The following is an 11,867-nucleotide window of genomic DNA, read 5'->3' on the forward strand; positions in this document are numbered from 1 at the left end:
TTCCTTAAGAATTCTTTTTATAATAACGACAATTATTTAACCATTTGTACAGAAACCCATTCAGCAACAAGTGCTGGAGTGTCACAACCTTCTATTTCAACAGTTACTTCTGTACATAAACGATATTGCCCAGGCTTTTTCTCTTCAATTACCAAGGTCTTAGCATGTGCTCTTACGCGACTATTAACTTTAACGGGTTGTAAAAATCTGACTTTATCGAAACCTGCATTTAAGCCCATATAGAAGCCGTCGATAATGACACTGAAATCTTCAGCAAAATGCGACAATAGAGATAAAGATAAAAAGCCATGAGCGATGGTTGAACCAAAAGGTGTTGCTTTCGCTTTTTCTTCATCAACATGGATAAATTGATGATCGAGCGTACAATCTGCAAATTGATTAATTTGCTCTTGGCTTATTACGTGCCAAGGTGTTGGCGCTGATTGAAAGCCAATGTATTCGGCTATTTGATCTTTTTTTATAATTGTTGGCATAGTAAATCCTTATTTAGCTAAACATTTTTTATGTTATTTATTATTAAAATTTATTTTTAGCTATAGTGTTAAACATAGTTAAAAACTATAGCTATACGCTTAAAACCAAGCTACTTTCATATCGTATGTTGTACTGTCACTAGTACGTAAAATATTTGACCACAACGCTATTTCTGGCAATTCGAAACGATAGAAATACTGTAACGCTTGTAGTTTGCCATTATAAAAATCTTCATCTGCTTGGTGCGGCTGCTTGCGCAACGCTTCACTAGCAACGACACCTTGCTTTAACCATAACCAAGCAATGATAACGTGACCAAATAGTTCTAAATATTTCACTGAATTCGCCAATGCAAGGTCGATATTTGTCGTTTGCATTGCAGTTAATACCACATCCGTAGTTTGCTTTAATGTTTCAAGTGCATCACTAAGCTGTGCTGAAAATGCAGTTAAATTGCTATATTGCTTGGCTTGTTCAATAGTTTTATAAATTTCACTCAACGTTGCTGAGTAGCCCGCCATTTTATTCATCGGTACTTTACGGGTTAATAAATCTAGCGATTGAATACCGGTTGTACCTTCATGAATAGGATTTAAACGATTGTCACGATAAAACAACTCAACAGGATGTTCGTTAATATAACCATGCCCTCCAAGTACTTGAATCGCCAGATCATTCGCTTTAGTGCCATATTCAGACGGCCAAGTTTTGATAATAGGAGTTAGAAAGTTCAATAGTACATGCGCATGTGCTCGTGCTTCTTCTGTCGGTGCTGTTTTTTCGTCATCACTCAGTTGAGAGCCGTAAAGTACTAATGACAACGCGCCTTCGGCATAAGCTTTTTGTGCAAGTAACATACGACGAACATCAGCATGTTCGATAATATTCACCATAGGTGAAAGTGGATCTTTACAAGAAGGTAAACGACCTTGAGGACGGTTTTTTGCGTAGTCGACTGAATATTGATAACCAGCAACGGCAAGTGTAGCGCCACTTGTGCCAACCATAATACGAGCTTCGTTCATCATATGAAACATGTACTTAAGCCCTTGGTTCTCTTCGCCAACTAAGTAGCCAATAGAGCCCTTTTTTTCTCCAAAACTTAACGCGGTAGAGGTTTGTGCCCTGCCCCCCATTTTGTGAAATAAGCCTGCAAGGGCAACTTCATTATCAGCACCTAACGTACCATCGTCATTTACTAAAAATTTAGGTACCACAAACAAAGAGATACCTTTAACGCCCTTTGGCGCACCTTGAATTCGAGCCAAAACTAAATGAACAATATTTTCACTTAAATTATGATCGCCACCAGAAATATAAATTTTATTACCACTAATACGGTAAGTGCCATCGTCGGATTTCACGGCTTTCGTGATTAGGTCGCCTAGCCCTGAGCCACTGCCGGGTTCTGTCATCGCCATGGTGCCCATAAAACGTCCAGAACGCATCGGTTTAACCCACTTTTCAATTAACGCTTCACTGCCGTGAGCTTCAAGTAAGTTAGCATTGGCATTGGTCAACATGTTATAGCCTAAACCAACACCACCTGCAGCCGTTAAATAGGTGCTCGCCACACTGGCAACTATCGGTGGTAACTGCATACCATTTAATTCGTAATCAGCCGTTGCAGAGGAGATACCTGAGTCAATAATCGCTTCAATAGCTGGCTTAAGTTCAGGAATAAGTGTGACTTTTTTGCCATCAAATGTTGGTTGATGAGTATCAAGTTTTTGCCGAATAGGTAAGAAGTATTTTTCTGCTATCGCCTTCGCAGTATTAATGACTTCATTAAAAGTCTGACGGTCATGGTCTTGATATCTATTGCGTTTGATCAGCGCTTCACTGTCAAAAAGCTCATAGAGCATAAATTCAAGATCTCGTTCATTCATTAATGTGGCTGTCATACTATTCTCTTCTTATCTTTTTACTTATCGATATTATTAGCCATAAAAAATAATGATTTATGGCTAATATACTGCGCTATAAATGCGTGTTGCTTTACCGCTTACTGTGCAGATACACCACCATCTATTGCGATGCATTGTCCTGTCATATAGCTATTTGCTGGTGATAACATCATCAGCATCATGGCAACAATCTCTTTAGGCTCACCTAATCGGTGCATAGGTGCACCTCTGCTCATGCGTTTTTGCTGCTCATCATCAGCAAAGTTTGTCACCATTGGCGTCAAGGTAAAAAACGGACAAATAGCATTAATACGAATATTGTTACGACCATATTCAACGGCACCGGTTTTGGTTAAACCAATAACCGCATGCTTAGCCATTGCATAAGCACTGCCTCTTGCTGCGCCACCTAAACCGGCCATAGAGCTAACATTTAAAATAGCGCCTTCGCCTTGTTTAAGCATTTGTTGTATTTGATGACGCATACCAAATTGAACGCCTTTAACGTTAACCGCAAATTGAGAGTCCATAATGGCTTCATCTATGTCATGTAATGGCATAAATTCGTGGGCAATACCGGCATTATTAACGCCAATATCAACTTGACCAAAGTGCTCAATTGCCGCATCTACCATTGCTTTACAATCATTATTTTTTGCAACGTTACACGCCATGGCAATAACGTCTGCACCAGTCGCTTTAATGCCGTCAGCAACTTTCATTACACCTGCTTCGTTGATATCACTAATCACTAGTTTTGCACCGCGCTTCGCTAATTCTTCAGCAAGCAGCTGACCAAAGCCTTGAGCTGCACCAGTTATAACGGCAACTTTTCCTGTAAAATCTAATAGTGGATCCATGGTAAATTCCTTACGTTACAAATATCGTTTAATAATTTATTGTTTAGATAACAATTTCTTTTGTTCTTAGTTGTTATGCATTACTTTATTTTTTGCTAATTATTTTATTTTCTTTATCCGTAATTCTTCATCAAACAGCATTAATCACATTTTATTCATCACTAATAATACTCAAGGCCATTTGTGCCAATGGTTCAACAAAAGCGCCCACTTTATTCGCTTGTTCATTTGTGGCATTGCCTTGAGAAGCTCGTTTAGCAACGCCTTGTGCAATAGCCGCTAATTTAAAGAAGCTAAAAGCAAGGTAAAATGTCCAATTTTCAATACGTTCAATTCCCATACGCTGACAGTAAGCCGCAACATATTCTTCTTCTGTAGGAATACCTAAACTTGCTCTGTTTACGCCTTGTAATCCATCAATAGTTCCCATGCCTTGTGGCATACGCAACTGCATACATTGATAAGCTAAATCAGAAAATGGATGTCCGAGTGTCGATAATTCCCAATCGAGCACCGCTATCACTTCTGCTTTGTCTTTTCTAAACATGATATTGTCTAAACGAAAATCACCATGAACTAAACAAACTCGACCATCATCAGGCGGTAGGTGTGTTTCAAGCCATGATATTAAGTTATCCATCGCATCAATTTGTTGCAACTCAGTAGCACGATATTGTGATGTCCATCGCGAAAATTGACGCTCGAAGTAATTTCCTGCTTTGCCATAGTCACGTAAATTAACTGCATCAAGATCAACACTATGTAATGCAACTAAAGCCTTATTCATAGTGTCGTATAGTTGACTTCGATAAGCGTTAGTTGATACCTCACGTAATGAAGCACTCCAATAAACAGTACCATCACAATATTCCATTAAATAAAACATCGAGCCGATAATGCTGATATCGATACACAGGTGATAAACCTTAGCTACAGGCACATCGGTATCTTTTAGGGCATTAAGTACCCGAAACTCTCGATCTACTGCGTGTGCAGATTTCAATAAATTTCCTTGCGGTTGGCTTCGTAGTACATAAAGCCCCGACTTAGCATTCACTTTAAAGGTTGGATTTGACTGACCACCAGGAAACTTCTCTAAACTGATAGGACCAACAAACCCCTCAACATTAGACTCTAAATAGCGAGTCAATTTTTCTATATCAAAAGAAACGGTTGCTGACATTTTTTATCTCTTCCATTTATTTAACGTACTAATGATTAACTCTTCACTAACAAAAATTACCGCTAGTTTTTAGCCGAATTAAGTACTATGTTGATTTTTTTACTAAGTCGCGTCCAAGTTGCATCATGTGTACTTGATCAGGGCCATCAGCTAAACGTAACGTTCTTTGGCCGGCAAACGCATGAGCTAAAAAGGTATCTTGGCTAACGCCTACAGCACCATGACATTGAATAGCCCGGTCGAGTACATCTAGTGACATACTCGGAGCAACAATTTTTATCATGGCGATAATATCTTTGGCCGCTTTATTGCCTTCTAGATCCATCTTTTGAGCCGCTTTTAACGTCATCAGTCTGGCTTGTTCAATTTGACAAGCCGAAATAGCAATATCTTCTCGAATAGATTGTTGTTTGATCATTGGACGACCAAATACAATGCGATCGTTAACACGCTGACACATTAAATCTAGCGCGCGTTGTGCGACACCAATTGATCGCATGCAATGATGAATGCGACCTGGGCCTAATCGCCCTTGTGCAATTTCAAAACCTTTACCTTCACCCATAATGATGTTTTCAACAGGTACGCGAACATTGTCAAAGGTGATTTCTGCATGTCCTTCTGGTGCATCGTTATAACCGAACACTTTCATTGGACGTACCATAGTGACCCCTGGCGTTTTCATTGGTACAAGTACTTGAGATTGTTGAATGTAGCGGTCAGTGTTATCTGGGTCAGTTTTACCCATCACAATCATAATTTCACACTGTTTTCGACAAGCGCCACTGATGTAAAATTTTCGACCATTGATAACGTATTCATCACCATCGCGCACTATGCTTAATTCAACATTAGTTGCATCACTAGAGGCAACTTCTGGCTCCGTCATCGCGAAAGCCGAACGAATCTTTCCTTCAAGCAACGGCTCTAACCACTGTTTTTTTTGTGCTTCATTACCATATTTAGCTAATACTTCCATATTGCCCGTGTCTGGCGCAGCACAATTAAATACTTCAGGCGCCCAAAATACTTTGCCCATAATTTCAGCAAGAGGGGCATATTCTAAATTAGTAAGTCCTGCACTGTATTTGCCATAACTAACGGGTAAAAATAAATTCCATAATCCCTGTGCTTTCGCTTTCGCTTTCAGCTCTTCCATTAAAGCAGGTGTTGTCCATTGATTTTGTGCTACTTGCTCATGCATTTCTGCTTCAGCAGGATAAACGTACTCGTCCATAAATGCGCTAACACGTGCCATTAATTCTTTAACTTTGTCGCTGTATTCAAAATCCATGGGAAATCCTTATTATTTTTACTATAAAGTTATGTAAGTGATTAACTAATACCTAATTAAGCGACTAACTTAATTTCATTAACGCCTCTTTATTAAACGGCGCTATTTCATCTTCTTTATTATGTTCAATTTTATTTACCCATTCAGGGTCAACCAATAAGGCACGGCCAATAGCGACTAAATCAAATTCATCATTATTTAAACGCGTTAATAATCCTTCGATTCCCGTTGGGTTAGACGTACCAGCAAGATCAACACTACCTTCACCGGTAAAGTCGCTGTCTAAACCAACACTACCAACAGTAATTACAGGTTTATTGATTAATTTTTTTGTCCAACCGGCAAGGTTAAGATCAGAGCCTTCGAATTCAGGTAACCAAAAGCGTCGAGTACTTGCATGGAAAATATCAACGCCTGCATCACTTAATAAGGTTAAAAAGGTTGCTAATTCTTCAGGCGTTTGACAAAGTTTGGTGTTGTAATCTTGTTGCTTCCATTGTGAAAATCGAAAGATAATTGGAAAATCTTTACCTACTTTTTCACGAATAGCCTTGACTATTTCAACGCCAAAACGGGTTCTGTTTTCTAATGATCCACCATATTCATCATCACGTTGGTTAGTGCCCTCCCAAAAGAATTGGTCAACCAAGTAACCGTGTGCACCATGTACTTCGATAGCATCGAAACCAATAGCTTTCGCGTCTGCAGCAGCTTGGGCAAATGAAGCGACGACATCATCGATATCTGCTTTACTCATAGCAACACCGTTTGGTGCGCCCGGTTTATATAAACCTGATGGGCTATAGCCCGGAACTTCTTTATCTGGACCAATACCTTCTTTACGTACCGAGCCTACATGCCAAAGTTGTGGCGCTATTTTTCCGCCTGCAGCATGAACTTCGTCAACGACGTGTTTCCAACCCGCTAAAGCCTCATCACCAAAAATTGCTGGTACACGTTCATAGCCGTTTGCGGCTTTATGAGAAATAAATGTCCCTTCGGTAATAATTAAACCAACATTGCCCTCTGCTCTGCGGCGATAGTATTTTGCTACGTCATCTGTTGGAATATAGTTAGGTGAAAACGTACGTGTCATGGGTGCCATCACGGTGCGGTTTTTTAAGTTTAAGCTACCTGCTGAGAATGACTCAAATAGTTTTGCTGCGTTATTGTTGCTCATTTTATTTCCTAACATTCATTTGCTAATTATCTATCGTTAACATGCTTGCTAACTTGATATTGTTTAAATTTACACCGTACACTAGTAAAGAAAACTTACGGCTTATTTATCTACTCAATCGAATACTTTGTTTTATCTGTCGCGATTTATCCGATCAAGTAGCCGCCATCAACATTTATTGCCGTGCCAGTTGTGTAACTAGAAGCATTAGAAACTAAATACAGTACCGTACCAGCCATTTCTTCTGGCTGGGCAACACGTTTCATTGGTACGTGATGCATTAGTTGTTCTAATATTTTTGGATTATTGACTAAGGTTGAAGCGAATTTAGTATCCGTACCACCAGGTAATAAGGCATTAACACGAATATTGAATTGTGCACATTCCTTAGCAAACGTTTTTGTCATAGAAATAACCGCGGCCTTGGTAATAGAATATATACCTTGATAATCACCAGGAATTATTCCATTGATTGAGGCAACATTAACAATGGCTCCACCACCATTTTCTTTCATTAATTTAGCGCCAATAGTAGACATAAAGAAGTAGCCACGGATATTAACGTCAACCGTTTTTTGAAAAGCTAACAGGTCTGTATCTAATACATGACCAAAATACGGATTTGCTGCCGCATTATTCACTAAAATGTCTAGTTTTCCATGCTCAGTTGATATTTGTTCAAATATACTTTCTATTTGTTCCATTTCACCAATATGACAAGCAATTGCTTGTGCACTTCCACCGGCGGCAATAATTTGGTCAACGACCGCCTGGCACCCCTCTATTTTACGGCTCGATACAATGACATGAGCGCCATTTTCTGCGAGTAACTTTGCTATATGCTCGCCAATACCTCGGCTTGCACCGGTAACTAAAGCCACTTTTCCTGTTAAATCGAACAAATTAGTACTCATATCTAAATTCCTCTTTAAAATTTTTGTTAACGACCTTTATCTAAAGGTTTCCCAGTCATGACCTGCTTGAGTTAAGTGACCATAATTATTCAAATAATCAATGCTTAGGCTACCTTTGGTAAAGAGTAGCTTTGTAACACTGGTATTTCGCAATTGTTGATTGATTGATAACGTATTCTGATCAGATAGGCCTAAAATATGTTGAATCAACACTGAGATGGTACCCCCAGAAGTAAAAATACAAATGTTATTTGATGGAGTTGTGTTACTGAACTCTTTTTTAGCATCGAGTTCTTGGTTAATTACGTCTTGTAATGCAGTGATACAGCGCTTTTTAAACTGCGACCAACTTTCCATATAATCTCCATCATATTTACCGCTAACCCAACGATTAAGCGCCAAAGAAAATTCTTTTTGAAACACTTTATTTGCTTCTGGTTTTTGACTAATTAGTGCAGCCATTTTGGCGTAATTTTTCCATTGACTATCATAACGCGATAACAAATCAACATGATTAAATTCATCAAAACCAGAGTGCAACACTGTAGATGGTTTATCGCCCTGATAACCTTTTAAAAAGTTTTCAAGTGTTTGTTCATGACGTAACAATGCACCTGAAAATAACTTTCCTGGTTTATTCTGTGTCTTAAGCGTTTGCCAATATTGACCAAGTAATTCAGATTGCTGACAACCTTTATCAGACAGTTGATCATAATCAGCTTTGCCGAATGAAGCCTGCCCATGGCGAATAAGATAGATAGCAGACATAAGTTACGCTGCTATTATCAAGGTTGGGTGTTGCACTGGGATAATGCTTATTATTTTTATCATCTTATTTATTACCACCAATATAGTTAAACAGTTAATTGATATAATTAAAAACAGCTTTAACACTCTGGATTAATGTGAATAACTCATGCTATGCCTAATCGAATGATTAAACAAATGAATAGTTCTTATAACTTACTATTCTCCATACGAATTAATAGTAGTAAATAAAATGATCAATACTTAGTAATAAGAAAATAACAAAAAACCTATTTAAACATCTGATTTATAATTATTTTATTAAAAATTTACTGGGTATAGAACCCTAGAATAAGAAACAGCCTTGTAATAAAAATTACAAGGCTGTTTAATTGACACTCACTATCAATTCAACTCGACCATAAAATCGACTTGAGTTTGATATGCTTCTTAAATGTGCTTACGTTTTTGTTTAATCCTTCTGTTTAAAATTCATAAGAAATAGAAGCACCATACATACGAGGCTGGCTTGGGTAAGCATTATAACTACCTGCCTGTATTGGTGGTGGGAAGGCAGAATGTAGGTATTCATCATTATTTAGATTACGTACCCAAAGTTGAACATTAAGTCCATTGTCAAAGTTTAATCCTGCTGTCGCATTTAAGGTGCCAACTTCGCGTGTTAGCGACTCCGGCACATTTTCAGCGAGGTACACTTCACTCTCATAAATATAATCAGTTCTTACATAACCATATGCACCATTTTCTAATTCATAGCTGTAAGTAATGCCGGCCGTTATGCTGCGTTCATGAATACCCGCTGGTTTTTCACCTGATAAATCAACAGGACCATCTAACCCTGTTGCTCCAACAAATGAGTCATAGACAGGATCAAGAAAAGTACCTGCTAACGTAAATGACCAGTTTTCAGTTGGGTTGTAAACTGAATCAAATTCCAGTCCTTGCGTACTTTGTTTACCGGCATTTGCCAATACGTAACCAGTACCAATAAAGATAGATGACTGAAACCCTTCAATCGTTTGGTCAAATAAAGTTACGTTAAATGCCCCTTTTTTAAATCTCGCTTTCACGCCAAGCTCATAAACTTTTGCTTCCTCAGGTGAAGCAAAGCGACCACCGTAGGTTTGATTAGCAAGCGCAACACCTGCACTTTCCATTGCTGCTTGATCTGCAATAAAAGGGTTACTATTTCGTCCTAGATTCCATGATGATGCTTTAAAGCCAGTCGCTGCCGCTGCAAAAACATTAAAGTTATCGTTTACCTCGTAGGCTAAGCGCATTGACCAAGTTGTTTTACTATCCTCAGATTTACTCTGTTCAACGTCGTTAGGTAAACTCGGCATGGGTGGTAACAATTGAATGCTATTTAAAATAGGAATGGCTGGTGCAAGTGTTGGAATAAGCGATAATGGTACACCAAATGCTGTTAATTCAGTGTCTATATCAAGGCCAGACAATACATCTTTATTGATCTGTTCCGCTGTTATCGTTTTTTCATCTTTCGTGTAACTAACACCGAAAATAGCCGTAAAATCTTCCGTTATATGATAATCAAAATTAGCGAATAATGAATAAGCGTCATTATCTTGGGTAAATTCAGAGTTTACAAAAGATTCATTAGAAAAAAACGCCCCCTGTTCAAGCCCGTAAACTTGTTCAACACCCGCTAATAAACCATCTGCACCACCAGCGGTCATCAACGCATCAAAAAAGCTACGAATATCATCCCCGTAATATAGCGTATCGCCTGTAATTACTTCTTCTTGGAAAATATACGCACCTATCATCCATTCCAAAGTTTGCTTTCCTGTTGAAGTCAAACGAAATTCTTGAGTAAGAGTATCAATTTTGGTGTGACCTCCTTCTCGTAAAATATCTAACGAGGTATAGTCTACATCGTTTAAAAAATCGGAATCATTACTACGCAGCGCACTAATTGAGGTAAAAGAAAAGCCATCAAAATCAATATCAAGTTGAACTGAAACACCACCATCTTGCACTGTATTGTCAGGGTCAATATTAAGTGATGATTGATAAGAGAATGGATCGTTATCTTCTAACACAACACCACCTAATGCACGTACCGCTGCAGTTGTCGGACCATTAATAACATCGGCGGCAGTACAACAGGCTTCATCTATCTCACTATAATCAGCAATAACACGTAAGGTTACATCTGTAGTAGGCTCATATAATGCCTGACCACGAATATTCCAGCGATCGCGATTATTAATTTTATTTAGTCCAACAACACTATCGGTGTAACCATCACGTTTATTGAAACCACCTGATAAACTGAAAGCCAACTCTTCCGTAACACCATTAGTAATATAGCCTTTAACAAGTTTTTGATTAAAATTACCAGCACCAAATTCTATGCTTCCTTCAAGCGAGTGAGCAGGCTCCATCGTTCGAACATTAATAACACCAGCAGATGCATTCTTTCCAAATAACGTACTTTGAGGACCACTTAACACTTCTATTTGTTGTAATCGTGGTAAATCACCAATTTGAGCGGCAGCTCTCGAACGATAAACACCGTCAATAAAAATACCTACCGATGGTTCAATACCGGTATTATTTGTACCATTACCAAAACCTCGTATAGCAAAATTAGTATTTATAGACCGCTGTAAAGGGGTGACACGTAAGGTTGGCACCAGCGTTTGTAAATCATTCATATCTAAAACTTTTGCTTGATCAACAGCGAGGCCACTTACAACGGTTATGGCTACAGGAGATTCTTGTAGCCCTTTAAGTCGCTTAGATGCAGTGACCATTATCCTTTCTACATCTTTATCATCGTCTTCAACAGCTTGATTAACTTCCTGAGCACTTACTGCGCCTAGGTTGATTGCACTTAATATTGCTGAAACAAGTAATGTACGTTTAAAATATTTTGTTGTTCTTGTTGTTGGTATATCTCTCATCTTGAATCCCCAATTTTGCTATAAATACTAAAAAACACGTATTCACTAATATGATCCCATTCAAATACTTTGTTTGAACATGAATTATTGTATAAAGTACATTTCAGTAATTACTGACTAAGCCGTACTTATTATTGTCACCACCTGTTGTCACTATCAGTCCAACATTAATGATTCCTCAAGCACAATTTTTGTACTATTAATCATGCTAGGTCTAGCTATTAGATTTAACAAATGAATAGTTCTAATAACTAACTATGCATATTGAGAATAGTGATAGATATACCTCAAAATAAAGAAGATATTATGATGGAAAACTCCATGTTTTTAGCTGGA

The 11,867-nt window shown here is 38.3% G+C and carries 9 protein-coding genes; all 9 read right to left on the minus strand.

Going from position 1 to position 11,867, the window contains the following annotated elements:
- Window positions 1–32 precede the first annotated feature (32 nt).
- The 9 genes from Q4503_RS06895 to Q4503_RS06935 all read right to left on the minus strand — a co-directional run bounded on the left by Q4503_RS06895 (window position 33) and on the right by Q4503_RS06935 (window position 11,531).
- Window positions 33–494: a MaoC family dehydratase gene (locus Q4503_RS06895; protein ID WP_303601803.1), complete on the minus strand. Its 462-nt coding sequence runs from the start codon at window positions 492–494 to the stop codon at window positions 33–35.
- Between the two features lie 99 nt (window positions 495–593).
- Entirely contained in the window at window positions 594–2,399 is a 1,806-nt protein-coding gene (locus Q4503_RS06900) for an acyl-CoA dehydrogenase (RefSeq protein WP_303601804.1), read from the minus strand.
- Between the two features lie 101 nt (window positions 2,400–2,500).
- Window positions 2,501–3,262: an SDR family NAD(P)-dependent oxidoreductase gene (locus Q4503_RS06905; RefSeq protein ID WP_303601805.1), complete on the minus strand. Its 762-nt coding sequence runs from the start codon at window positions 3,260–3,262 to the stop codon at window positions 2,501–2,503.
- A 151-nt stretch (window positions 3,263–3,413) separates the two neighbouring features.
- Entirely contained in the window at window positions 3,414–4,445 is a 1,032-nt protein-coding gene (locus Q4503_RS06910; RefSeq protein WP_215974502.1) for a phosphotransferase family protein, read from the minus strand.
- 85 nt (window positions 4,446–4,530) lie between these two features.
- Window positions 4,531–5,739 carry an acyl-CoA dehydrogenase family protein gene (locus Q4503_RS06915; protein ID WP_215974503.1) on the minus strand — a complete coding sequence of 403 codons (1,209 nt, stop codon included), beginning with the start codon at window positions 5,737–5,739 and terminating at the stop codon, window positions 4,531–4,533.
- Between the two features lie 64 nt (window positions 5,740–5,803).
- Window positions 5,804–6,919, minus strand: a complete 1,116-nt coding sequence (locus Q4503_RS06920; RefSeq protein ID WP_303601806.1) for an NADH:flavin oxidoreductase — start codon at window positions 6,917–6,919, stop codon at window positions 5,804–5,806.
- 146 nt (window positions 6,920–7,065) lie between these two features.
- On the minus strand, window positions 7,066–7,833 hold the full coding sequence (locus Q4503_RS06925) for an SDR family oxidoreductase (RefSeq protein ID WP_303601807.1): 768 nt from the start codon (window positions 7,831–7,833) through the stop codon (window positions 7,066–7,068).
- A 36-nt stretch (window positions 7,834–7,869) separates the two neighbouring features.
- The gene (locus Q4503_RS06930) at window positions 7,870–8,601 is read right to left on the minus strand and encodes a histidine phosphatase family protein (RefSeq protein ID WP_303601808.1); all 732 of its coding nucleotides are present in this window, start codon (window positions 8,599–8,601) and stop codon (window positions 7,870–7,872) included.
- 464 nt (window positions 8,602–9,065) lie between these two features.
- The gene (locus Q4503_RS06935) at window positions 9,066–11,531 is read right to left on the minus strand and encodes a TonB-dependent receptor (RefSeq protein ID WP_303601809.1); all 2,466 of its coding nucleotides are present in this window, start codon (window positions 11,529–11,531) and stop codon (window positions 9,066–9,068) included.
- Between the last annotated feature and the right edge of the window lie 336 nt (window positions 11,532–11,867).

The sequence above is a fragment of the Colwellia sp. 6_MG-2023 genome, from assembly GCF_030547765.1.
Lineage (GTDB): Bacteria > Pseudomonadota > Gammaproteobacteria > Enterobacterales > Alteromonadaceae > Colwellia.

Coding starts and splice junctions, on each gene's coding strand:
- Q4503_RS06895 (WP_303601803.1), bottom strand. CDS start 494: ATGCCAACAATTATAAAAAAAGATCAAATAGCCGAATACATTGGCTTT.
- Q4503_RS06900 (WP_303601804.1), bottom strand. CDS start 2,399: ATGACAGCCACATTAATGAATGAACGAGATCTTGAATTTATGCTCTAT.
- Q4503_RS06905 (WP_303601805.1), bottom strand. CDS start 3,262: ATGGATCCACTATTAGATTTTACAGGAAAAGTTGCCGTTATAACTGGT.
- Q4503_RS06910 (WP_215974502.1), bottom strand. CDS start 4,445: ATGTCAGCAACCGTTTCTTTTGATATAGAAAAATTGACTCGCTATTTA.
- Q4503_RS06915 (WP_215974503.1), bottom strand. CDS start 5,739: ATGGATTTTGAATACAGCGACAAAGTTAAAGAATTAATGGCACGTGTT.
- Q4503_RS06920 (WP_303601806.1), bottom strand. CDS start 6,919: ATGAGCAACAATAACGCAGCAAAACTATTTGAGTCATTCTCAGCAGGT.
- Q4503_RS06925 (WP_303601807.1), bottom strand. CDS start 7,833: ATGAGTACTAATTTGTTCGATTTAACAGGAAAAGTGGCTTTAGTTACC.
- Q4503_RS06930 (WP_303601808.1), bottom strand. CDS start 8,601: ATGTCTGCTATCTATCTTATTCGCCATGGGCAGGCTTCATTCGGCAAA.
- Q4503_RS06935 (WP_303601809.1), bottom strand. CDS start 11,531: ATGAGAGATATACCAACAACAAGAACAACAAAATATTTTAAACGTACA.